The following is a 25,185-nucleotide window of genomic DNA, read 5'->3' on the forward strand; positions in this document are numbered from 1 at the left end:
CCTCCTTTTCAACGTGATGAAGATGTGACAACATGATGAAACAATTGTTTTGCTGTTTTTTTGTCCTCCAAAAAGTTCTTCCATGGGTCTTGGTAGACAGACAGTGCTTCATTCATACGGTCATTTAGCTCTTTCCGGTTTGTTTCATCACTTAATACAGATTGAACATGAGACAGACCAACCCGTTCGATCCATGCCGAAGTCCGCTCTAAATAATTGGCTGTTTCTCTATAATACTGAAGATAAGCACCTGTAATCTCGATGACTTCTTCAGCTGTTTTGACTTTCATTAACAAATCTCCAGCCCGCAAATGGGTTCCGCCATTTCCACCGACATAAATTTCCCAGCCTCCATCAATACCAACAACTCCGACATCTTTAATACCAGACTCAGCACAGTTTCTAGGACATGCCGACACCGCCATTTTAATTTTATGAGGTGCAGAAAGCCCTTCAAATTTTTTCTCCAATGCAATACCAAGAGCCATTGAATCTTGGGTGCCAAAGCGACAGAATTGCTCACCTACACAGGTTTTTACGGTTCTGACTGTTTTTCCATAGGCAAAGCCAGATGGCATATCAAGATCTTCCCAAACTTTTGGAAGGTCTTCTTTTTTAACACCGATCAAGTCAATTCGCTGTCCCCCCGTCATTTTCACCAAAGGAATCTCATATTTATCAACGACATCAGCAATGCGACGCAAATCTTTTGCATTCGTAACACCACCATACATCCGTGGAACGACAGAGTATGTACCGTCTTTTTGAATGTTGGCGTGCATCCTTTCATTGACAAATCGCGATGCTCGTTCATCCTCATATTCAGTCGGATTAATCATTCCTAGATAATAGTTCAGCGCTGGACGACATTTGGAACAACCTTCTGCCGTTTTCCAGCCGAGGACATTCATGACTTCTCTCGTATGGGTCAGACCTTTTCCTTTTATTTCTGCGATGACTTCTTCTCTCGAAAGATCGGTACAGCTGCAAATTGCTTCTTTTTGCACAGATGCATCAAACTCAGAACCGAGTGTATGTTGAAGAATCTCTGCCACGAGTGGTTTACAGCCTCCGCAAGAACGAGATGCTCCTGTACAGGCTTTGATGTCATCAACTGATGAACAGCCTTGATTTTTGATCGCCTCGATGATCATTCCTTTGGAAACACCATTGCAACCACAAACAATTTCATCATCACTCATGGCTGCTGTAACACTTGTGCCATGTTCTTGATTCAGCGGCTGCAAAATAGAAACTTTGGAAGTTTCGGAAATATCAGATCCTTTTTGAATCATCGAAAACAGTCGGTTACCTTCGCTAGTATCACCGAATAAAACGGCTCCGACAACTTGATTGCCGCACAGAACAATCTTTTTATAAATACCTTCTTGTTCATCAAACACTTTAATCGCTTTTTTGTCTTCAGCATTTGCTTCTATAAAGTCGCCGGCAGAAAAAACCTCGACTCCAGAAACTTTTAATTGTGTAGCTGTAATAGAGCCTTCATATGGTGCTGTATCAACACCGCAAATTTTCTTGGCAAGTACTTTTGCCTGTTCGTAAAGTGGTGCAACAAGCCCATAAGCGATACCTCGATGTTCTGCACACTCACCGACAGCATAAATGTTAGGGATTTCTGTCTGCATATAATCATCAACAATAAGCCCTCTGCCAACAGGAATCCCACAGTCTTTCCCAAGCTGAACGTTCGGTTTTATACCGACCGCCATGACAACCAAATCGGTCTGAACTGTTGAACCATCTTTAAATTTTAATCCTTCTACACGCTGATCACCGTAAATTTCTTCGGTTTGTTTTTCAAGTAAAAATTTCATACCTTGTTTTTCTAATTCATTTTGTAATAGACGACCTGCTGTTGGATCAAGTTGCCGCTCCATTAAGTATGGTTCAAGATGAACAACAGTGACATCCATACCGAGATTAAGTAGCCCCCGTGCAGCTTCAAGCCCTAGCAATCCGCCGCCAATGACTGCTGCTTTTTGATACGTTTTCGAAGCTTCTAACATCACATCTGTATCTTTTATATCCCGAAAACCTGTGACACCTTGTTTATCCGCTCCTGGCAGCGGCAAGATGAACGGAAGAGAACCTGTCGCCAAAATCAGTTCATCATATGGTTGAACCCTTCCTGAGTCAGTCACAACGGTCTTTTGTTTAGGATCAACTTTGATAACGGCTTCACCTGTATACAGTTGAATACCGTTTTCTTCATACCAATCCCAATCATTTAATGTAATGTCATTAATATTTGTGTCTCCTTGCAATACTTTAGAAAGCATAATCCGATTATAATTCGGATATGGTTCATTTCCGAAAATTGTAATTTGAAATTGATCGTTTGACACTTTAAGTATTTCTTCGATGGCCCTGATCCCAGCCATCCCATTCCCAACAAGGACTAACTGTTTTTTTTCCACGATCATCCTCCCCTTCTCAAAAAACAACGCTACACTCAAAAGATGTATTTCCTATACATGTTTAAAATTATCACAAATTAAACTTAATTTTGTAAACTTTCTATGACTTTTTATGACAATTCATTCACATGATTGTCAAGAATAGGCTGGATACGGACAGCACAAACTTTAAAACTAGGCATTTTAGATGACGGATCTAAATCAGCGGCGACCAAATGATTGACATTTTGTATACCTGACCAATGCATGGGTACAAAAACGGTATCTTGTCTAATCGCTTCAGACAGCACACTTCTAACGATAATGCTGCCTCTTTTTGATTCGATTTTCACCAAAACACGATCTTCAATTTTATACTTGTCAGCTGTTTTTGGATGAATCTCCATAAATGATTCGACATGTCTGGCTAAAAGCGCAGGACTCTTCCTTGTCTGCACACCTGTTAAATAGTGTGATATCACCCTCCCTGTTGTTAAAAACAACGGGTAATGTTCTGTTGGTTGCTCTTTTTGAACAGTCGGTTCATTAGGAATGACAAACATTTTCGCTTTTTTGTCTGGATGAGCAAACTCTGTTTCAAACAAACGCTCTGTTCCAGAATGACCAAGTTTCGGACAAGGCCATAAAATGCCATCTTTCTGTCGAAGGCGCTCATAAGTGATGCCATAATAATCGGCCATTCCCCCTTGACTCGCTCTTCTAAGTTCATTAAAAATGTCTTCTGCTGATTGATAAGAGAAAAACTGGCTTTTTCCAAGTACAGCGGCAATGTCACAAATTATCTGCCAGTCATGCCTCACCTCTTCTGGACAAGGTTTTGTTGCCTCCCTTAAAGTCACTCTACCTTCTACATTTGTCATTGTCCCTTCATCTTCAAGAAAAGATGATGCTGGTAAAATCACATTGGCCAGTTTTGCAGTCTCCGAAACAAACATATCTACAACGACGAAAAACTTTAATTTCTTTAAAGCGTTTTTGACAAAGTTGGCATTTGGACTTGAGACAACAGGATTTGAACAGAATATCAACATGCCAGTGATCTCTTCTTTGTCAATTTTCTTGATCATTTCATAAGCAGAAACACCCTTTCTCGGTAATTCTTCTTTTTTAATATTCCAGACATTTGCTATAAAGGAACGGTCTGCTTCATTTTCAATTGAACGATACCCTGGTAACTGGTCTGCCTTTTGTCCGTGTTCTCTCGCCCCTTGCCCATTCCCTTGACCAGTGATCGCAGCATATCCACAACCGCACTTTCCAACTTTCCCTACGGATATTAGAATATTCAGTAAATTTTTGACGGCTGCCACCCCATCTGTTTGCTGTTCAACCCCTCTTGCTGTAAAAATCATCCCTGTTTCTTCCTGTGCAAATTTTATAGCCGTTTTTCGGATTTGTTCGATTGAAACACCTGTCTTATTTGATATGTCTCTAAGATCTAAAGACATAACATAGTGTTTGACAGCTTCAAATCCTGACACCCGTCTCTCTATGAATGAATCATCTGTCAGCTGTTCTTCAATGATAATCTTCAGAATCCCGTTTGCTAGCATAGCATCTTTCCCTGGCTTCACCTTAAGATGTAGGTCAGCCATCTGGGCGGTCAATGTTTGCCTAGGGTCAATGACGATGATGAATGCACCGTTTTCTTTTGCTTCTTTAAAATATGGCATCATCGTCGGCTGACATTCAGCAATATTCGTTCCTGCAAGAATCATGACCCTTGTATGTGGAATCTCGGATATTGTGTTTGTAAAACCGCGGTCCATGCCAAAAGTTTGAGTTGCAGCTGTCGCTGCCGCTGACATACAATACCGACCATTATAGTCAATGTACTTCGTTTTCAAGGCAACACGGGCGAATTTTCCAAGCAAATAAGCTTCTTCATTTGTTAATGATGCACTTCCATAAACACCTAAGGCATGATGCCCCTCTTGATGTTGAATGCTTGTTACTTGCTCTCCTATATATTGAAGTGCTTCTTCCCAAGAGACGCGGACAAATGTGCCGTTTCTTTTCAGAAGCGGATAGGTCAAACGTTCCGAATGAAAGACATGTTGATAGGCATTCATTCCTTTTAGACATAAACGACCTTTTGTTGTTACATGATCAATTCCTCTAGCTATATATTGTTTGCTTGTGTCCATTGTTTGTTCAATTAACTGCATTTTACATTGCATACTGCAAAACGGGCACTGAGTATCATATATTTTTTCTGACTGTACTTGTGTCTGTTGTATATGGAAATTTTTAGATAATGGTTTGGTCACATCAACTCAACCCTTTCCAAATGTTTTGCGTTTTCAAGTTGTTTGTTCAGTTGATGACGTAGACCATGATCAAATAATACCTCTCGAATATGAATGAGACCAACGCGTTTAATCCATTGTCTGATTTGTTCGCGATAATGTGCCGATTCGCGATAGTACTGAAGAAAACCTTTCAGAAACTCTCCCGCCTCCGCTAATGTACGCGCTACAACAAGCAGCTCTCCGGCATAAGGGTTCGGTCCGCCTTTTCCGCCAACAAATATGTCAAATCCACTGATTGAACGGATCACTCCTATGTCCTGTAAAGAAGCATAAATACAATCATTCAAACAACTGGACATTCCGATCGATACCTGTGCCGGTAGTAAAAGCCTTTCGATCACCTTCTCAAGCTCAGCGGCAAAGTCGAGCATCACATCTGGTTGGCCGCATGAACACGTTTTGATTGAGCCGATCACCTGTTTTTGTAATAAACAAAGCGGTGTTCCTAATTCTTCTTTTATATTTGTGAGATCTTCTTTGTCTATCCCCGCCAACATGATTCTTTGATCATTTGTGATAAACACTTGTGGAATTTGATATTTTTCAATGACCATGCTCATTCGTTTTAGTTCGAAAGCATTTGTTATTCCCCCGTACATTTGCGGAACAATTGTACATAAACGATGTTTCTCATCGACTTCTCCCATTTTCCCACTAAAACCAGCGTGAATCATCGTGACATAATAATCAATCGCGGGTCGACAGCTAGAGCATCCATCGCGATTTTTCCAGTTCAATGCTGAGATGACATCCTTAACAGAAGTAAGATTTTTCATCTGTATTTCATTGACAACTTCATCTTCCTGTAGCATCGTGCAGGAACAGAATGATTTTGATGAGGTTTGATATTCTTGATTTGCTATATGGACTAACAACTCCTCAATCAACAATTTGCAGCCACCACATGAGCCAGACGCCTTTGTACAATACTTTACATCTTCAACTGTTTCTAAGCGATACGTTTGCACCGCTTCAATTATCATGCCTTTTGATACCCCATTGCATTGACAAACCGTTGTTTCAACCCCCATTGAGGCAACTGGACTTTCTTCATCTAATTGCAAAAGTTCTTTTTTTACTATTGAAATATCCCTTTGTTTGACCAGACTTTCTAACAGTTTTTGTTTGCTGTTTGTCTCCCCATATAAGATCACACCGACTAATCGATCAGCTTGGAAAACGGCTTTTTTATATAATTTAGCTGACTCATCGACAAGTTTGATAGTCGTTGTCGTGTCATCCTCCATCACCTTGCCTGCTGAAAAAACATCAATTCCAGCAATTTTCAGCACAGTCGATTGAAGAGAACCTTTGTAATCATCAGATGGCAATCCACAAATTTGTTTTGCCAACACTTCTGCTTGTTCATATATGGGTTTGATCAGCCCATAGACGACTCCGCGATGTTCTGCACATTCTCCAACAGCATAAATACCGTTAACATTTGTCTCCAATTTATCATTGACAATAATCGCACGGTTGACGGAGATGTCGCTCATTTTTGCTAGTTCTATATTTGGTCTCACACCAGCAGCTAGCACAACAAGGTCAGTGTCAGTCTCTGTACCATCTTTGAACCGTACACCCTTGACACTGGATTCCCCCAATATGGCTTCCGTCTCTTTTTCTAATAGAAAACGAATCCCCTGTTGTTCTAGCTCATGTTGGAGCATGGCTGCTGATTGGTTATCCAGTTGGTTCTGCATGATATATGAGGCTTGGTGAATGACATCAACCTTCATCCCAAGGTTCACCAATCCTCGCGCTGCCTCAAGTCCCAAAACCCCTCCGCCAATAACCGTTGCTTTTCGAACACGACGCCTAGTAGCATTGATCAACATCTGACAGTCTTCAATCGTCCGAAATCCATATACCCCCTCTTTTTCTACGCCCACAATTGGGGGAACAAATGGGGAAGATCCTGTAGCGATCACTAATTTGTCATAGGTTAGTTCACGATTGATATCTGTCGTTACAGTCTGTTTCCCAATATCAATTTGAACAGCCGTTTCCCCTGTATAAAGATGAATACCATTCTCCTTATACCAACTTTGACTGTTCACGATAATATCGTTCAACTCCATTTCACCCTGTAAAACAGAAGACAATAAGACCCGATTGTAGTGAAGATGCGGTTCACGACCAATGATGGTGATATCAAATAGATCTTTATTATGCATTAAGATCTCCTCAACCACTCGAATCCCTGCCATACCGTTCCCTATTAAAACTAGCTTTTGTTTCTCCATATTCCCACCCCCTCTTAAACACCATTATTTCATATTGCGTCGTACAGTTATTTAAACTTGTTACATTTTCTCACCAATAAATTTCCACTACATGACAATGTTAAAAATCACACTTTTTAACACATTTTATCATCCCCCACTTGTATCTTTACCATTTATCTACTAATCTTATAGAGGGACATACAGAATAAAGGGGGAGGAGAATGTTACCGATCAAACGTAGACAACAAATTTTAACATGGGTTCAAGAAGAGGATACACTCAAAATTTCCGTTATCTCTAAAAGGCTTAATGTATCAGAAATGACTGTGTATCGCGATATTAAGCCGCTCATCGAAAAGGGACAAGTGATCAAAACGGCCGGCGGAATTACGATGAACCGCGCCAAACAGACGCCAGGACAGATCTGTTTAATTTGCGGGAAACCGCTCAGTCAAAGGCTATCTGTACAGATCGTCAAAACGGACAGCCAGATTGAGCAGTTTTGCTGCGCTCACTGTGCAATGCTTGGCTATGAAAAATTAAAAGACAATGTGTCACAAATCATTTGCCGTGATTTTTTATTAGACATAACGATCAGCGCTAAAATGGCCGTTTTTCTGCTTCATGCTGAACTCCACTTAAATTGTTGTCAACCGCAAGCACTCTGTTTCGCCTCAGTTACTGATGCTGAGAAGTTCCGAAAAGGGTTTGGTGGAAGGATTTGCTCCTTTGACGAAGCTGCACAGATTATTCAAAAGGAAATGAAAGAAAGTTGCTGCTGTCACGATGAATAGCATGGTTAGAAAAAAAGCGCCACTCTGGATCATGACGATGATTGTTTGTTTATTTATTATTCCTAAAGCCGTTTCGGCACACGCTTACATCGTCAATTCAACACCTCAAGAAAATCAAGAACTGAATCAAGCACCTTCTGAGATCAAACTTGAGTTTAACGAAGTGATTCAGGAGGGATTTCATTCCATCATTGTCAGAGATTCCTCAGGTGAACGTGTTGATAAAGGACAAACCATGATTGACCCGAAAAACGCCAAAGTGATGAGAACAAAACTTCAGAAACACTTAAAAGATGACGTTTATTCGGCTGAATGGAGAGCTGTTTCTGCTGACGGACATCCGGTCTCAGGGACAATTCCTTTTAGTATCGGAAAAGTTCAAGGTAGTCTGCCGAAAGACGAGCAAAGTACGGCTGCAAATCAGCTGCCGAAAGCAGACACCATCATCGAACGTGTGCTTCTTTACACAGGATTTTCTTTTTTGATGGGTTCGATTCTCTTTCAGCTTGTTTGGTATCGCCCCATCATGGGCTGGTCTCAACAGATGAAGCGGCGTGTGCAATGGCTGATGAAGTTGGCCCTAGTCCTGATTGGAGCAGGTTTGCTTATTCAGCTTCCACTTCAAACAAAAGCAAATGCCGGTGTTGCTTGGAATGAAGCTTTTCAACCGAATCTGCTAAAAGAAACATTACTGTATACAACAGGCGGAACATTATGGATGATCAATATTGGCTTGCTCATCGTACTTTTTGTTTTTACATGGAAAACAAATCATGCGCTGATGATCATTCCACTTATCGGCCTCTTATTTGTCAAATCGCTTTCTGGTCATGCAGCTTCAACAAGTTCGAGTATGATGACGATCATCATGGACTTTGTTCACTTGGGATCAGCTTCTGTTTGGGTAGGTGGATTGGCGGTCATCTCTCTATCATTTGGAAAGGACTGGGTAAATACAGACAGAACCCACATTTGGGAATCGATTCGTCGCTTTTCACCTTGGGCGTTGTGTTCAGCAGGATTACTTGTGTTCTCAGGTTTCATTAACAGCTTTTTTATCGTTCACACATTAAACAATCTTTTTACGACCTATTATGGAAAAGCTCTGCTGATCAAATTGGCACTCTTTTGTTTGATGATTGGGCTTGGAACATTTCACTATGTCCATTTCAGAAAAAAGCCAAAACACATACGAGCACAAACGATCAAAGCAGAATGGTTGATTGCGCTCCTTATTTTGATGACAACAGCTGTTTTCACCAATATTCCTAGTCCACACGCACCCCTTCCACTGCCGTTTAACGAGACGAAACAGCTAGAAAACGGGCAAACGTTATCTCTTGGAATCAGCCCGAACATACCAGGCTCAAATACGTTTGAAGTCAGCATCAGAAACCGTAATGGAGAAGTGATCGAAGATATTCAAAAAATTGAACTAACAATGAGCAAAACTAGCCTTTTCGGAGATAAACAAGAAAGCACCTTCAACTTGACCAAAAACAAACAAGGAATCTTCCGTTCAAAACATTTAAACTTGAATGAAGAAGGTCTCTGGAAAATTCGAGTTCATGGATTAACCGCATCATTTACTGAAATTAAAACCATTTTTAATGTCAAAACCAACAAAAAGGAGTATTGATGATAATGAAAAAAACCATCTGTTTAAGTGCAATTATTGCCGCATTTCTGCTTTTTACCGTACCAGCCAGCGCCCATGTTACCATAAAACCAAAAGAATCTGCGACAGGTTCATGGGAGACGTATACAATGAAAGTTCCTGTTGAAAAAGACATCGCAACAACAAAAGTGGTTCTCAGTATGCCAAACGGTGTTGAATTTCAGCAGTATGAACCAGTACAAGGTTGGAAATTCACTTCAGAAACAGGAAAAAATGGAAAAGTGATGAGAGTAACTTGGGAAGCAAAGAACGGCGGCATAAAGCCTGGAGAGTTTCAACAGTTTACTTTCACTGCCAAAAACCCTGATAAAGAACAAAAAGCTGCTTGGGACGCCTATCAATATTACAAAGACGGAAGTATTGTCGAATGGACCGGTGACGAAAATGCCGATACTCCGCACGCTCTAACAAACATTGTCAATGCTTCTAAACTTGGCCAAGAAACGGTAAATGAACATGGTGCAACAACAAAAGAAAGCCCGGCAGAGGAATCGGCAGGAAATCAAGGGATTCAAACCGCTTCTCTAATTCTTTCGATCCTTGCCGTGCTGCTTGGAGGCATTGCCTTAATCGTGACAATTCGCAGAAAAAAATCATAATTTTTGATTCAGACGATATGTTTATCCATATCGTCTGAATTTTTATAGGAAATAGGATATAGTCTCTTTTACTCATTCTTGACATTTTAACGGATTTCGGGTGCATAACATGAGTGATTGTTATAAAATGACTATGGTCTAGATAGGAAATAGAAGGAGGATCGTTTTAATCTTAGACAAAAATTAATATTAGCTATTTACATATTGTGAAAGGTAGGAAACGTATTTTGATTAGAAATAGAACGACTAGTAATCCAGCATTATCTCTAAATAGATGGGAAAATCAAATAGGTGTCGAAAATGACGGTCTAATGACTCAAAGCGGGGCCTTACAAAAGACCGGTTTATTATTCATTCTCATGTTTTTAAGTTTCATAGGAACTGCATGGTATATGACGACTTACCATTTAACCTTTAGTCCTATGATTGGCATTATGGCCTTTATTGCCTTTTTAATCGTTATCATTTCATGCTTTAAACCTCAGTGGAGTCCTGTTTTGGCACCGATTTATGCAATCGCCGAAGGAATTGTACTAGGCTCCTTTACACTGTTCAACGAATTTATGCTTGAAGCATTTATCATTACAGCTGTGATTTTTTTCACTCTGTTCATTCTATATAGAGCAAAAGTCCTCCGCGTTTCAAATGGTTTTGTAAAATTGATTACAGGACTAACAATCGGAATTGCTTTATTTTATTGCATTGAATTACTGTTAATGTCGTTACATGTCACATCTGGAAGTCTGATCTTTGGAAGCAACTGGATCGCCTTAGGGATTGGTGTTTTCTGTCTATTTGTTGCCGCAAGTAATCTACTCGTTGATTTCCGGATGATTGATGATGGAGCAAATGAAGGACTCCCTCAATATATGGAGTGGTACTTTGCATTGGGACTTATGATATCTATTGTCTGGGTCTATGTAGAAGTCCTAAGAATACTAAGAATTCTTTCTCGTCTATTAAATAATTAAGTGGATGACCTCTAGCAGGGTTACTCGAGGATATCAAAACCCCTTCCGAATCTATCTGATTCAGAAGGGGTTTTCCACACTCATTCATCCAATCCGATCGACAAATATTTCGTTTCTAAATAAGGTTCTATTCCTTCCTGTCCACCTTCACGTCCAATTCCACTTTCTTTCATCCCACCAAATGGTGCCTGTACAGTTGACGGTCCACCATCATTCCAGCCGACAATCCCATAATCAAGCTGTTCTGACAAATAAATGCCACGGCGGTAATTTTCCGTAAAGAAATAAGCCGCTAAACCGTATGGAGTATCATTAGCTAGTTTAATTGCTTCTTCCAATGTTTGAAAAGTAATGATTGGAGCAACTGGGCCAAACGTTTCTTCATGCATGATTTTCATTGAAAGATCGACATCAGTTAAGATAGTCGGATGAACAAAATAACATGATTTTTCATCATCAACATCATACTTCGCACCGATCAACACATTTGCACCCTTATCGACCGCATCATTGATTTGCTCAACAATTTTTTGGAAACCCTTTTGATTAATAATGGGACCGACTGAAATGCCTTCTTCAAGACCGTTCCCCACTTTTAACTTAGCAACTTCCTGATTGAGTCGATCAGCAAACTGATCTTTAATTGATTCATGGACGATAAGCCGGTTTGCACATACACAAGTTTGTCCAGCATTTCTAAATTTAGAAAGCATCGTCTGTTTGACTGCAAGATCAATGTTAGCATCCTGATCAACGATCAATGGCGCATGACCGCCAAGCTCCATAGATAAATGCTTTACCGTAGAGGCACTGTTTTTCATCAATTGCTTACCGACTGGTGTTGATCCTGTGAATGTGATTTTGCGAATGAAAGGATGGTTTGTAAAAATAGAGCCAATCTCTTCTCCATCACCAATGACACACTGTAAAACATCTTCTGGAATACCAGCAATATGTCCAAGGCGTACTAGTTCAAGCGCGGTCAGTGGTGTATCAGGAGCAGGTTTTATGATAAAGGTGCAACCTGCAGCTAAAGCTGGCGCCGCTTTCCTCGTGATCATTGCCGCAGGAAAGTTCCATGGTGTAATGGCCGCAACCGGACCGACAGCTTGACGTGTGACGATAATCCGTTTATTCGTAACAGATGCAGGAATTGTTCTTCCATAAACACGCTTAGCTTCCTCTGCATACCATTCGATATACTCTGCCGCATATGTCACTTCACCAAGCGCTTCTTGAAATGGTTTTCCATTCTCAAGCGTAATGATGTTCGCCAATTCCTTTTGATGTTCGCCAATGAGATCGAACCATTTTTTTAGTAATGAAGCTCGATGTTTTGCCGAGATTTTCGACCATTGTTGAAACGCTCGATGTGATCGTTCGATGGTTTCGTTGACTTGCTGAGCGGATTGCTCGGGAATAGACCGAATTTTTTCTCCTGTCGCTGGATTAAACACTTCTAATCTACTAGTCAATTCAAATCCCCTCCCCTGTTTTTCCAATACTCTATTACACCGAGCAAGTGCCCGGAGATAAAAGGTAGTCTTAAGAGGATAGCAAATCAACCTGTTGTTTTCCAGTTATGTGTTTGAAAATAAATAGATGAATTGATGAACGGAGAGTGTAAGCTATGCCAGAACAATTTCATTGAAGTTAAAATTCGTTACCATCGCTCTTTTTCAACCTGAAGAATGGCTTTCAATAACCCCGGAAATTGACGTTCGATCTCATCTTTACAAAGCGAATAATAGTGATGCTTTCCTTCAATTCGCACTTTAAGAATGCCAGCTTCCCTAAGTACTTTGAAGTGGTGAGATAACGTCGATTTTGCCACATTAATATTGGAATATGCGCCACACGTTTTTTCGGTTGTTTCTGCCAAACATTTGACAATCTCCAATCTGATCGGATCATTCAAAGCATGTAAAACAGAAGTTAAAGTCATTTTATGTGTTTTCATGGGTTAAATGTATCATAACCCTGATTTGAAAACAATTGTTGTCTAGTAAGCAAAATGGTTGCCGAATGGCTCTAGTGAATGATAAGATTCAATCAGTTCGACGATCATCGAACAATCGGTCATAATGGAGGAATTAACTTATGATTATCTTGCAGGCTTATATGAATGTAAAACCAGAAAAACGTCAATCTTTTTTGGACGGGATTCAGACCCTTCTCAAGAGTTCACGAAAAGAGACGGGAAATACGCAATATCAGCTATTTGAAAATACAGAAAACCCGAATCACTTTGTCATGCTTGAACAATGGGAAGATGAAAAAGCACTTTTAGCTCATCAACAAACAGAACATTTTCAATCCTTTATTGGGTCTTCTACTGAAGCTTTGGCAGAACCGCTTCAAATCATTCGGACTGAGAAAGGAGTCAATACATATGAATGACGTATTAAAAACATTAACAGATCACAGATCAATTCGCAGCTATACGGATGAACCAGTAAGTAAAAAACAGCTTGACAGTATCATCCAATCTGTACAGGCTGCTCCGACTTCGATTAATGGTCAACAAGTTACCGTTATTACTGTTCAGGAGAAGGAGCGGAAAAAGAAAATCGCCGAACTTGCTGGCGGCCAACCTTGGATTGAAGAGGCTCCTGTCTTTCTCCTGTTTTGCGCCGATTTCAATCGAGCAAAGATTGCTTTAGAGAAAAATGGTGAAGAGCTCGCTATCACAGATGGGATTGAATCGATCCTCGTTGGAGCCTGTGACGTCGGAATTGCTCTGGCAAATGCGATGACAGCCGCTGAGTCTATGGGACTTGGCATTGTACCGATTGGGGCTGTGCGCGGTCAAGCTGTGGAACTCATCGAACTGCTCGATATTCCGAAATATGTATTTCCAGTATCAGGACTTGTCATTGGACATCCGGCAAATCGTTCTGCTAAAAAGCCCCGCTTGCCTCAAGAAGCGGTTATTCATCAGGAAACTTACCAAAACGATCTAAAAGCACAGATCGATGAATATGATGATGAAATAGCTGAATATATGAAAGAACGTACAAATGGGCAGGAATTAAGAAACTGGTCACAAGGGATTACCTCTTATTACAACCGCGTCTACTACCCCGACATTCGGATGATGCTTGAAAAACAGGGATTTAAATTAAAATAACCTTCATCTCTCGCTTGTATCTTTTCACGATACAAGCGTTCTTTTGTCATCATAAGGTAAAATCGTTGACTAACACCAAATCAATCTGCTAATATTCTCGTATCAAAACTCTTGGGTTTTTTAGTGACTCATGAGTTTTATCTTTTTTGAGAGAAGGACTCTAGCATGAACGAGAAAAAATTAGCTATTATCAAGGCTGCTAAAAAGTTATTTACCGAAAAAGGTTATCACAATGTTTCCATGCAAGCGATCGCTGAAGCGTGCAAAATATCAAAAGCCTCCATTTATAAGTTATTTCAATCAAAAGAAGACCTTTTACTAGCATTGACCAACTTCAGAAAAGAGGAAATGTTAAAAAAGGGGGCAAAAATAAATGCTGATTCAAGCCTATCTCCACGGGAAAAACTAACGAAGAAAATCGCTTTGGAAATCATCGAGTTTAAAGAAAACCGTCAATGGGTTCATCTCATGTCAGATGATGGTTCATTTCCAAACACGAAAGTCTTCAAAAAACATCTTCGCCAGACAAAGTCAATGATCATCTGTTGGCACAAAGATTCGATCATTCAAGCGTATGGAGATAAAGTGAAGCCATTTATATGGGACCTAGTCATGATCTTCCATGGGCTGATGAGGGAATTTTACTTCTTAGTGACCATCAAAAAAACCAAACCGGATATTGATGCCATTCCCCACTTTATTTTAACTGTATTAGATCTGTATGTGGAGAAATCGATCGGTCAGAAGTCTTTATTAAATGAGGAGATGATTGCCAGCTACACCAGTTCGGTAACAGCCCACTATCCTCAAAAAGAAGAACTGCTAGCTAGTCATTTACAGCAAATGAAAGGCTTGATCACTTCACATGTAAATCACAAAGATTTATTATCTACAGTTGCCTTACTTGAAGAAGAATTGTTTGCTGAAGAGCCTCGGATGTTCTTAATTGAGGCTCTCCTTGATTATTTAGAAAAAATGAAAGAATTACAACAAGAGATTTCACAAATGAAAACCACATTAAGAGGGGATGTACAATGAACCCACAAACTGAACAACACACATATAATCGAAAAGTTATTGTCGGTTTACTCATACTAGGAGCGTTTATTGCGATTTTGAACCAAACACTTCTCGTGACTGCACTGCCGCATATCATGGCAGATTTAAACATAGATGAAACAAAGGGACAATGGCTAACAACTGCTTTTATGCTGACGAACGGTATCCTCATACCGATTAGCGCGTTTTTAATCGAAAAATTTTCAAGCCGCACACTGGTGATCACCGCAATGGGGATCTTTACGGCAGGAACAATTGTTGGTGCATTAGCCCCTAATTTTCCGATTCTTTTAACCGCACGAATCATTCAGGCCGCAGGTGCAGGCATTATGATGCCATTGATGCAAACGATCTTTTTAACGATTTTCCCAATTGAAAAACGCGGGTCAGCAATGGGCATGGTCGGTTTGGTGATCGCTTTCGCACCAGCTATTGGACCGACATTATCCGGTTGGATTGTTGATAGCTACACATGGAGATCATTATTTTATATTATTTTGCCAATTGCTCTTATCGACTTACTATTAGTCACGATACTGATGAAAAACGTAACGAAATTGAGAGAAACATCGCTTGATATGTTTTCAATCATTCTGTCAAGCTTAGGTTTTGGGGGATTATTATATGGCTTCAGCAGTGCTGGTTCAGACGGCTGGCTAAGTAACACCGTGCTGATTTCCTTTTTAGTTGGAGCGATCTCTTTATTCTTCTTTATTATGAGACAGATGTCGCTTAAAAGGCCAATGCTCGAATTCCGTGTTTTTCAATCATGGACATTCAGCATCACCACTTTCCTTGGAATGATTGTCTTTGCTTTAATGATTGGGACCGAAACGATTTTGCCGTTGTATACACAAAATGTGAGAGATGTTACGGCTTTTGACTCCGGTCTGATGCTCTTACCGGGAGCAGTTGCCATGGGTATTATGTCGCCGATCATTGGCAGAGTTTTTGATAAAATTGGTGGAAAAGGTTTAGCCATTATCGGTTTTGCGATCTTGTTGTTTACAACGATTCCGTTCGCAGATTTGAATATGGATACACCACTTCCATTTATCGTCGTGATGTACACTGTGCGAATGATCGGGACTTCAATGATCATGATGCCGCTGACAACAGCTGGTATTAATGCGTTGCCACCGCACCTTATTCCACATGGAACTGCAATGAACAATACGATGCGCCAAGTCGGCGGCTCGATCGGTACTGCTGTCTTAATCTCCGTCATGAGCAGTTCAGCAAAAAATGCCAGTACCACAAATCCGCTCAACGCATTGACACATGGAATAGACTCCGCATTTATCGTTGCGGCGATTTTAGCACTGATTGGCTTTATCCTTTCGTTCACACTGAAGAAAAAGCCGCAAAAACAAAAACAGCTTGCATAACAAATAAAACACCCCTAAAGCTAATGTAGCTTTAGGGGTGTTTTTTCTTTCTTATTTCAAGCCCTTTTCAATTTCGTTTGTCATTTCAGCTACAGACTCAAGACCGCCGCCTGATAAGTACCAGTAACCTGGGTCAAGGTATGTGATATGTCCGTTTTTATAAGCATTAGTTGATTTGACCATTTGATTTTCAATCACTTCTTTAGCTGATCCTTTTTCACCAATGGCTGCGCTCCGGTCAATGACAAACAGGTAATCCGGATTTTTTTCTGAAATATACTCGGAAGTTACGCTTTTTCCATGAAGGGAAGCTTCGATATTTTGGTCAGCTGGTGCAACACCTAGTACATCGTGAACTAAACCAAATCTTGATCCACTTCCAAACGCGCTAATCTGTTTATCACTCGTTAAAACAACAAGCCCTTTTCCGCCTTTTTCTTTCGCTAATTTATTCACATTTTTGACTTGAGCATCAATTTTCGCAAGTGCATCTTTGACTGCATCCTCTTTGTCAAAAATTTTCCCGATTTTTTCGGTGTTCTCTTTAAAGCTTTCCATGTAGTTTTTCTGATCAACTTGAATATTAATTGTTGGTGCAATCTCTTTAAATTCTTCAAACTGCTCAGACTGTCTCGGTTCAATAATAATCAAATCCGGGTCAAGTTCTTTCAATTTTTCAAAATCAATTTCTTTCAGGCTACCAACACTTTCATATTTTTTATCATTATATTTTTTAAGATAATTCGGTAGGGGTTGTTTTGGAAGTCCGACGACCCGGTCACTGAGTCCTAATTTGTCAAGTGTATCAAGTATCCCATAGTTCAAGACGACAACTTTTTTCGGGTTTTTTGGAACATCTGTTGTCTCACTGGCATGTTTAATCGTGACCGTTTCTCCTTTTTTAGTTCCATTTGAATCCGATGTTTTGTTACCACAAGCAGCGATTACGAGAACTGCAATTAATGTCATTATTAGTAATGATAATTTTTTCACAACAATCACCTCATCCTTTAAAATAAACACAAATTTTTTGATCATCAATTTGTTGAATCGGAATATTCATATCGAAAACGTCTTTCAACACCGATGTTTGAATAATTTCTTCTGTCGCCCCTTCTTTGACAATCTGACCGTTTTTAAAGGCGACAATTCGATCAGAATAAACGGAAGCAAAGTTTATATCATGAATGACAATCACAATCGTTTTATTTAGTTTTTCGACTATGTTTTTCAGTAGTTTCATAATATCTACGGAATGCTTCATATCAAGGTTGTTTAATGGTTCATCAAGCAAAATATAATCGGTATCCTGTGCAATAACCATTGCAATAAAGGCCCGTTGGCATTGACCTCCACTCAACTGATCAAGATGTTTATGTTGAATGTCTTTCAGTTTCATATAATCGATCGCTTCATCAACAAATGTCCAATCAGCTTTCGTTAGTCTCCCTTGTGAATAAGGAAACCGGCCAAAACTGACGAGCTCTCTGACGGTTAGTCTAATGTTAATTTGATTGGACTGCTTCAAAATGCTAATTTTTTTCGCTAAATCATTGCTTTTATACGCATCGATTTCCTTGCCATCGATTAACACTTTACCCGAGTCCATTTTTATCAGCCTGCTCATGATAGAAAGCAATGTGCTTTTCCCTGCTCCATTCGGTCCGATAAAAGAGGTAATTTTGCCTTTTGGTATTGTTAATGATGTATCACAAGCAACCACTTGATCTCCGTATTGTTTATGAACATGCTGTACTTCTATCATCATTTACGCTCCTTTAGCAGCAGGTAAATAAAATAAATCCCACCAATAAAATCAATGATCACAACTAAAGTCACTGTTAGGCCAAATAGCCTTTCAACAATAAACTGACCACCGGCAAGTGTGATGATGCTAAACAGAATCGCTCCGGGAATGAGAATACTGTGCTTATATGTCTTAAACACTTCCCGCACCACATTGACGACAAGCAAACCTAGAAATGTGATCGGTCCAACAAGCGCGGTTGAGACAGAAACAAGTAGAGCGACAACAATCAGCATTTTCTTGACGATACGATCATAATCAATTCCAAGATTAATTGCTTGATCTCTGCCTAGTGATATCACATCAAAATAACTGTTAAACCGCCATGCATAGGCAAGAACCACTAGTATCATTATGGAAGCAAGCCCTAAAATATCCGTATTTAAATTGTTGAAGCTAGCGAACATTTTACTTTGTACAACCTGAAATTCATTCGGATCAATCAGCATTTGCATAAAAGAAGACAAACTTCTGAACAATGTACCAAACACGATACCAACAAGAAGAAGCAGGAAGACATGCCTTCCTCCACGGCGAAACATCAACACAAATAACAGAAATGAAAAGCAAACCATTAATCCTGTAGACAATAGAAAGTTTTCATTTTTCCCCAAATCAGCCAAGCTGGTAGCACCGAAAAAATAAATCACCGCAGTCTGCAGCAGAACATAAAGGGAGTCCAAACCAAGAATGCTTGGGGTCAAAATTCTATTATTTGTAATGGTTTGGAAAATCATTGTTGAATACGTAATGGCTGTACCGATAGCAATAATCGCTAACACCTTGGTCATTCTTCGCGGCAATGCATATTCCCAAACAGAAGGCAAACCGTAAAACAGGAACAACCCGATTGTGAAGACTGCTATGATGAAAAGTACGAGCATTTTCCGTTTATGCTGCATAAGCTTTTCTCCTTAAAAGCAAGTAAAGAAAAATGACACTTCCAATGATACCGACCATTAAACCGACCGAGATTTCATATGGATAAATGACCAATCTCCCCAACATATCACAGAACAGAACAAAGACTGCACCAAGTATTGCTGTATGGGGAAGGCTGTTTTTCAAATGATCTCCTCGATAAAGGGAGACAATGTTGGGAATAATCAGACCCAAAAAGGGAAGCATACCAACCGTCAAAATGACAACTGACGAAATAACAGCGACAATGATTAGCCCAATATTTATCACGCGTCGATAATGTAAACCCAAATTGACTGAAAAGCTCTCTCCCATCCCAGCCACAGTAAATCGATTGGCAAATAGATAGGCAATGATAACGAGCGGAATACTCAGATATAAAAGTTCATATCTCCCTTGCATCATCAATGAGAAATTCCCTTCAAACCATGCATTGACATTTTGAATGAGGTTATACTGATAAGCAATAAAAGTTGAGATCGCACTGACAACGCTCCCTAGCATTAAACCGACGAGAGGGATAAACACGGTATCTTTAAACTTGATTCTTTCTAATATTTTCACAAACAAAAAACTGCCAAATAGTGCAAAACCAAAGGCAAACAGCATTTTTACAACAATGCTGGCAGACGAGAACAGCAATATGGCAATAATCACACCAAGCCTTGCCCACTCCATCGTTCCAGCTGTTGTCGGTGACACGAACTTATTGCGCGTCAACTGCTGCATGATAAGACCGCAAATACTGAGACTCATTCCGGCAAGCACAATACTGACCATCCGTGGAATCCGACTTATGTATAAGATTTGCATCTCATTCTTATTAAGGTGGAATAGATCGAGCGGTGACAACTGCTTAACACCAATGAAAATGGAACTAAACGAAAAAATCATTAGCAAAAGCAGTAAATACCGTAATTTCATCTGCTATCGCCTCCTTGCATACCAACCTATCCCAACGCCAAGTGTAAATGATTATCATTATCAATAGGGTCTTTCATCATATTATCATCTTTTTTAACATAGTCAAGATGATTGATATAAAAATTAGAGGTATTATAAAATAACTAAACAAAGTCCATTGCAAAAAAACATTTGTACTCCACAAAAAGAAAAAACTTGCTTCTTCTTTCGAAAAGCGCAATAATAAAGATTAAATTTATTTAGAAAATTTAAAATTAGGGGATGTAAGTTATGAAAGTCGTAAAGTTTGGTGGCAGTTCACTGGCAACAGGAGCTCAGCTAGAAAAGGTTTTTAAAATTGTGACGTCAGATCCTGAGCGAACAGTTGTCGTTGTTTCTGCACCCGGGAAACGAAATGCAGAAGATACGAAAGTAACAGATTTGCTCATTAACTGCGCTAAGCAGTATTTATTATTTGGTGAAGCGCCTGAACTGGTAGAATCCATTGTTAGCCGCTATGCTGATATCGCTGATGAACTGGGACTTTCAAATGACGTGATCAATCTGATTCGCTCAGATTTATGTCAGCTTCTTGAAGGTGATCAACAAGACCCTAGTCGTTACATTGATTCGATTAAAGCTAGTGGAGAAGATCATCATGCCAAGTTAGTAGCAGCTTATTTCCGGCACCAAGGAGCTGATGCTCATTATGTCAGTCCGAAAGATGCTGGCCTGTTTGTTACAAGTGAACCTGGAAATGCCCAAGTCCAACCAGAATCATATCAAAATTTATCTAAACTAAAAAAGCAGCAAGGAATCATCATTTTTCCTGGATTTTTCGGATTTAATCACCATGGAGACATGATCACTTTCTCGCGCAGTGGTTCAGATATTACAGGCTCAATTTTAGCAAACGCCTTAAAAGCTGATCTATATGAGAACTTTACAGACGTTGATGCTGTCTATTCCGTCAATCCCTCAATCGTTTCAAACCCAAAAGAAATCCGTGAACTTACTTATCGAGAAATGCGTGAGCTATCATATGCCGGTTTCTCCGTCTTCCACGATGAGGCCCTAATTCCAGCTTATCGCGCAGATATTCCAGTTCAAATTAAAAATACGAATAACCCCGATGCGGAAGGAACCACAGTTGTTCCAAAACGTGACAGCACGAATGGACCAGTTATCGGCATCGCAAGTGACAGCGGGTTTTGTAGCATTTATATCAGCAAGTATTTGATGAACCGCGAAATTGGATTTGGACGCCGTGTCCTGCAAATCTTTGAAGATGATCGCCTAACATATGAGCATATCCCTTCAGGTATTGACGACATCACCATTATCCTAAGACAGGATCAGATGGATGAAACAATTGAAAACAGGATGATTAAGCGTATCAAAGATGAACTTGATGCAGATGAAGTGATAGTTGAACACCACATTGCCTTAGTGATGGTGGTTGGTCAAGCGATGCGCCATAATGTTGGGACAACAGCAAGAGCAACTAAAGCACTCTCAGATGCACAGGTCAACATCGAAATGATCAATCAAGGCTCATCTGAAGTCAGCATCATGTTTGGTGTTAAAGAAGCTCAAGAAAAACAGGCGGTTATCGCTTTATACAAAGCGTTTTTCGAAAAAGCGCTGATTACAGAATGAACACAAACACAAAATGAAAGGCAGACAACCCTCGTCAGTCAGATAAGTTCTAGTCAATCTTTGATGTTAACCACTCATTGAACACCTTTTCGCATTTAAATAGAAATCCCGCACAACTTACGGTAGATCAATGCTCTAGAAATTTCAATCCACTTTGATCATTTGATAAACCATTGGGATGCAGTTGAGGTCGACTATGGTTCCCTTGAGAAGCATTGGAATAAAGGCTAGGCTACAGAATCTCAGGGAAACTGAGCATGACAGTTCTATTCGAGTATAAGAAATGCAAAAAGGTGATGATACAGAAACAATGCGATTTGAAAAATAGAGAAAAAGTCTTACGGAACCTCATTCATACATTTGATGAAAGAGGTTCCACCTTTACTTACTGCACTATTTTTGTTTTCAATACTGTACAATTGAATTTGCAGTAAGTTCACTTGTAAAGATCACAAATGTAATCGTTTACAAAAAAGGTGGGTCATACATGTTAAAAAAAGATTTGCTTTCATATCTTGAGGAAGAAACGTGTCATTTTGACTTGGACAAGCCATCTGTGACATTTACGGCAGTGGAAATATCGAAAATCTTTCATGTCAAACGGAATACGGTCAGCCATTATTTAAATCAACTTGTTCATGAGGGGCTCGTTATCAAGATTAATACAAGACCCGTTTACTTTTTAAGTCGAAAAATTTTTGAGGAGAAGAAGTTTCAACTTTCGACTTGTATATTTGATAGTTTTCAAGAATTAAAAGAGTCGGAGCCGATATCTGTAATCGACTTAGATCTGTTTGACCAATTAATTGGTGCAGATGGAAGTTTAAAGAGAGCAATTGAACAAATTAAGACATCGGTTTGTTATCCGGACGGGTTGCCGATTATTTTACACGGGCCAACAGGTGTAGGAAAAAGTTATATGGCGAATTTGATTTACCAATACAGTTTGGAAAAAGGCATTCTTCCGAAAAATGCCCCGTTTATTAGCTTTAATTGTGCACAATATGCCAATAATGCTGAACTATTGTCAAGCAACTTGTTTGGTTATGTAAAAGGCGCCTTTACCGGTGCTGATGCGACAAAACGGGGGTTGCTTGATGCAGCAGATGGTGGCATCTTATTTTTAGATGAAGTTCATCGGCTAAATGAAGAAGGACAAGAAAAATTATTCACATTTCTTGATCAAGGAATCTTTCGGCGAATGGGAGAAAGCGAAGGCGAACATCAAGCGAATGTACGTCTTATTTTTGCTACAACTGAGGAGTTGGAAAGAAGTTTCCTCCGTACATTCCTGCGACGAATTCCCATCAAAGTCTGGATTCCAGGTCTTGATGAACGAGGAGAAAAAGAAAAAAAACAATTTGTCTATCTATTTTTGATAAATGAAGCACAAAAGCTTCGGCTTCCACTGCGAATATCTACAAGGGCACTTGATGCCTTGACGAAACACCATTATGACGGAAACATGGGGGAGTTAAAAAACCTTATCAAATATATCGCTGCTTCCGCGTTTATAAAAAAGGAAGCGCAGAAAAAAGAAGTGTCAATTACACTGCTTGACTTACCGGAAAACATTTTGGAAGACACGATTCGTTATACTGACAGCAAATATAAGCAAAATCATGAGATCATTATCTCACCAAATACAACATTGGATCAATTATTTAAATCAAGTACTTCATATTTAAGTCAAATCAAAACAACCTATTCTCACATCCTGAAATTTTACGAAGAACACCAATCTACAAACTTTGATCGCCCAATTTTTGAAAAATATATATTTAATGAAACAAATCTCCTATTTGACAACCTCATCTTTCATGCGTCAAAAAAACATGCGGGAGTCATGATGGAATTAACGACAGTAAATGTCCAAGAAATCTTTCACCATCTTGAAAACATGTTTAATGTTAGATTTAATGGCAACAGTGTGTATGCAATGGCATACTTTCTTTATTACAAAGGCAATGCAGAATTGCAGTTGGTAAAAAAACAAAAAACCGTAATTGAAAATTTGTCTAAGTTTGTAGATTTAAACTATAAAATAGAGAAACAGTTGGCTAAACAGCTTGTTCATTTTATCGAAAGTAAGCTTGACGTAAAATTATATAAAATGGATAAAATCTTTCTTACCTTTTACTTGCGGAGTATCGCAATGGAACAGACAAATAACAAAGTAAAAGCCATCATTCTCGCTCACGGCTATGCAACCGCCTCAAGTATTGCCAATGTTGCGAACCGTTTACTCCACAAAAATATGTTTGAAGCATTCGATATGCCAATTGATGTTTCCGTCGAAGACATTGCAGCACAAGTGTTGAATTATATTGAACACAATGATGTCTCCAAAGGTCTCGTGATTTTGGTCGATATGGGGTCATTAAAAGATATCTACTCACAATTCAAAATGCATATCAATGGACCGATTGTCATTATGAATCATGTTTCAACACAGATGGCACTTTATCTCGGAGACATGCTTAACAAAGATTTGTATTTGGAAGATATGATTGAGAGACTTCAAGCTGCTAATCAAACAGAATATAGCATCATTTATCCTGAAACAAAGAAAGAAAAAGTAATTGTCACATCATGTATGACAGGAATGGGAACAGCGATCCAAATTCAGAAACTGCTTACAGCAAGCATTCCAGAAGATTTAGAAATAAAGGTGATGGCCCATGACTACAATCGGTTAAAAGAGCATGGTACATCTGAGGCAATTTTTCAAATGTATCAAGTGCTTGCAGTGATTGGGACTGCAGACCCGGGGCTTGATCAAATCGCTTACATTTCTCTTGAAGATTTGATCTCTGGTCAAGGAGAAGAAAAGTTCCGCAAAATGTTTCAACCATACTACAGTAACGAACAAATTCAAGGCATTAATGATAACCTGATTCGAAACTGTTCGCTAGAACGTGTCATTGAATCCCTTACAATATTAGATACAAACAAGATCCTTACTCATGTCGAAGAGTTTCTTAACCGGTTAGAATTATTGTTAAATAAACGTCTAGCCAATGTTAAAAAAATCGCTCTCTATGTTCATGTCAGCTGTTTGGTTGAACGTTTAATCCGGCAAGCTCCAATTGAAAACTATATAAATGCTGAAACATTTAAACAGTGTCAAAAAGATATGATCAATTATATAAAAGAAGCATTTAGTGTCATAGAATCCATTTATAATGTCAAAATTAATCTTGCTGAAATTGGTTATATTTATGATTATTTAATAGCCGAATCAAGCAATGATAGCGAATTTTAAAAGCGTGCCACTAATTTGGCACGCTTCTTG

At 39.4% G+C, this 25,185-nt stretch carries 19 protein-coding genes; 10 read left to right on the plus strand and 9 right to left on the minus strand.

The genetic code is table 11. From position 1 onward, the window contains the following. Positions 1 to 8: 8 nt before the first annotated feature. The 3 genes from nirB (PDT38_RS16110) to nirB (PDT38_RS16120) all read right to left on the minus strand — a co-directional run bounded on the left by nirB (PDT38_RS16110) (position 9) and on the right by nirB (PDT38_RS16120) (position 6,999). Positions 9 to 2,438 carry a nitrite reductase large subunit NirB gene (nirB, locus tag PDT38_RS16110; protein WP_270803014.1) on the minus strand — a complete coding sequence of 810 codons (2,430 nt, stop codon included), beginning with the start codon at positions 2,436 to 2,438 and terminating at the stop codon, positions 9 to 11. Between the two features lie 110 nt (positions 2,439 to 2,548). After that, the gene (gene nasC, locus PDT38_RS16115) at positions 2,549 to 4,708 is read right to left on the minus strand and encodes an assimilatory nitrate reductase catalytic subunit NasC (RefSeq protein ID WP_270803016.1); all 2,160 of its coding nucleotides are present in this window, start codon (positions 4,706 to 4,708) and stop codon (positions 2,549 to 2,551) included. Continuing rightward, a complete protein-coding gene (gene nirB, locus PDT38_RS16120) occupies positions 4,705 to 6,999 on the minus strand; it encodes a nitrite reductase large subunit NirB (RefSeq protein ID WP_270803017.1) in 2,295 nt (764 codons plus the stop codon). Before nirB (PDT38_RS16120) ends, nasC begins: the two co-directional genes overlap by 4 nt. 203 nt (positions 7,000 to 7,202) lie before the next feature. On the opposite strand from nirB (PDT38_RS16120), the gene PDT38_RS16125 reads away from it, so the two are divergent. The 4 genes from PDT38_RS16125 to PDT38_RS16140 all read left to right on the plus strand — a co-directional run bounded on the left by PDT38_RS16125 (position 7,203) and on the right by PDT38_RS16140 (position 11,023). Continuing rightward, positions 7,203 to 7,775: a DeoR family transcriptional regulator gene (locus tag PDT38_RS16125; protein WP_270803018.1), complete on the plus strand. Its 573-nt coding sequence runs from the start codon at positions 7,203 to 7,205 to the stop codon at positions 7,773 to 7,775. A 1-nt stretch (position 7,776) separates the two neighbouring features. Continuing rightward, positions 7,777 to 9,414, plus strand: a complete 1,638-nt coding sequence (locus PDT38_RS16130) for a copper resistance CopC/CopD family protein (RefSeq protein ID WP_270803019.1) — start codon at positions 7,777 to 7,779, stop codon at positions 9,412 to 9,414. A gap of 2 nt (positions 9,415 to 9,416) precedes the next feature. After that, the gene (locus tag PDT38_RS16135; protein WP_270803168.1) at positions 9,417 to 10,052 is read left to right on the plus strand and encodes a YcnI family copper-binding membrane protein; all 636 of its coding nucleotides are present in this window, start codon (positions 9,417 to 9,419) and stop codon (positions 10,050 to 10,052) included. A 227-nt stretch (positions 10,053 to 10,279) separates the two neighbouring features. Beyond that, the gene (locus PDT38_RS16140) at positions 10,280 to 11,023 is read left to right on the plus strand and encodes a Bax inhibitor-1/YccA family protein (RefSeq protein WP_270803020.1); all 744 of its coding nucleotides are present in this window, start codon (positions 10,280 to 10,282) and stop codon (positions 11,021 to 11,023) included. 80 nt (positions 11,024 to 11,103) lie between these two features. On the opposite strand, the gene PDT38_RS16145 is transcribed toward PDT38_RS16140, so the two are convergent. Beyond that, the gene (locus tag PDT38_RS16145) at positions 11,104 to 12,498 is read right to left on the minus strand and encodes an NAD-dependent succinate-semialdehyde dehydrogenase (RefSeq protein WP_270803021.1); all 1,395 of its coding nucleotides are present in this window, start codon (positions 12,496 to 12,498) and stop codon (positions 11,104 to 11,106) included. A gap of 188 nt (positions 12,499 to 12,686) precedes the next feature. Further along, a complete protein-coding gene (locus tag PDT38_RS16150) occupies positions 12,687 to 12,983 on the minus strand; it encodes an ArsR/SmtB family transcription factor (protein ID WP_270803022.1) in 297 nt (98 codons plus the stop codon). Positions 12,984 to 13,123: 140 nt separating this feature from the next. Between PDT38_RS16150 and PDT38_RS16155 the strand changes: the two genes are divergently transcribed. From PDT38_RS16155 to PDT38_RS16170, 4 genes are all read left to right on the plus strand, one after another. After that, the gene (locus tag PDT38_RS16155) at positions 13,124 to 13,423 is read left to right on the plus strand and encodes a putative quinol monooxygenase (RefSeq protein ID WP_270803023.1); all 300 of its coding nucleotides are present in this window, start codon (positions 13,124 to 13,126) and stop codon (positions 13,421 to 13,423) included. Further along, the gene (locus PDT38_RS16160) at positions 13,416 to 14,153 is read left to right on the plus strand and encodes an NADPH-dependent oxidoreductase (RefSeq protein ID WP_270803024.1); all 738 of its coding nucleotides are present in this window, start codon (positions 13,416 to 13,418) and stop codon (positions 14,151 to 14,153) included. The genes PDT38_RS16155 and PDT38_RS16160 overlap by 8 nt, the downstream gene beginning before the upstream one ends. A 165-nt stretch (positions 14,154 to 14,318) precedes the next feature. Further along, positions 14,319 to 15,191, plus strand: a complete 873-nt coding sequence (locus tag PDT38_RS16165; protein ID WP_270803025.1) for a TetR/AcrR family transcriptional regulator — start codon at positions 14,319 to 14,321, stop codon at positions 15,189 to 15,191. Further along, positions 15,188 to 16,600, plus strand: a complete 1,413-nt coding sequence (locus tag PDT38_RS16170) for an MDR family MFS transporter (protein ID WP_270803026.1) — start codon at positions 15,188 to 15,190, stop codon at positions 16,598 to 16,600. The genes PDT38_RS16165 and PDT38_RS16170 overlap by 4 nt, the downstream gene beginning before the upstream one ends. A 51-nt stretch (positions 16,601 to 16,651) precedes the next feature. On the opposite strand, the gene PDT38_RS16175 is transcribed toward PDT38_RS16170, so the two are convergent. Genes PDT38_RS16175 through PDT38_RS16190 form a run of 4 tightly spaced genes read right to left on the minus strand, consistent with a single transcriptional unit; the run spans position 16,652 to position 20,252 of the window. After that, positions 16,652 to 17,593 carry a siderophore ABC transporter substrate-binding protein gene (locus PDT38_RS16175; protein ID WP_270803028.1) on the minus strand — a complete coding sequence of 314 codons (942 nt, stop codon included), beginning with the start codon at positions 17,591 to 17,593 and terminating at the stop codon, positions 16,652 to 16,654. A 10-nt stretch (positions 17,594 to 17,603) separates the two neighbouring features. Beyond that, entirely contained in the window at positions 17,604 to 18,365 is a 762-nt protein-coding gene (locus tag PDT38_RS16180; RefSeq protein WP_270803030.1) for an iron ABC transporter ATP-binding protein, read from the minus strand. Next, positions 18,365 to 19,309, minus strand: coding sequence for an iron chelate uptake ABC transporter family permease subunit (locus PDT38_RS16185; protein WP_270803032.1), 945 nt, complete (start codon positions 19,307 to 19,309; stop codon positions 18,365 to 18,367). The genes PDT38_RS16180 and PDT38_RS16185 overlap by 1 nt, the downstream gene beginning before the upstream one ends. Next, positions 19,299 to 20,252 carry an ABC transporter permease gene (locus PDT38_RS16190; protein WP_270803034.1) on the minus strand — a complete coding sequence of 318 codons (954 nt, stop codon included), beginning with the start codon at positions 20,250 to 20,252 and terminating at the stop codon, positions 19,299 to 19,301. The genes PDT38_RS16185 and PDT38_RS16190 overlap by 11 nt, the downstream gene beginning before the upstream one ends. Positions 20,253 to 20,522: 270 nt before the next feature. Here PDT38_RS16190 and PDT38_RS16195 point away from each other — a divergent pair, with 270 nt between their 5' ends. Continuing rightward, positions 20,523 to 21,890, plus strand: a complete 1,368-nt coding sequence (locus PDT38_RS16195; RefSeq protein ID WP_270803036.1) for an aspartate kinase — start codon at positions 20,523 to 20,525, stop codon at positions 21,888 to 21,890. Positions 21,891 to 22,377: 487 nt separating this feature from the next. Continuing rightward, a complete protein-coding gene (locus PDT38_RS16200; RefSeq protein WP_270803038.1) occupies positions 22,378 to 25,155 on the plus strand; it encodes a sigma 54-interacting transcriptional regulator in 2,778 nt (925 codons plus the stop codon). The last annotated feature ends 30 nt before the right edge of the window (positions 25,156 to 25,185 follow it).

Origin of the sequence: Bacillus changyiensis, from assembly GCF_027706145.1 — a bacterium.
GTDB lineage: Bacteria > Bacillota > Bacilli > Bacillales > Bacillaceae > Bacillus > Bacillus changyiensis.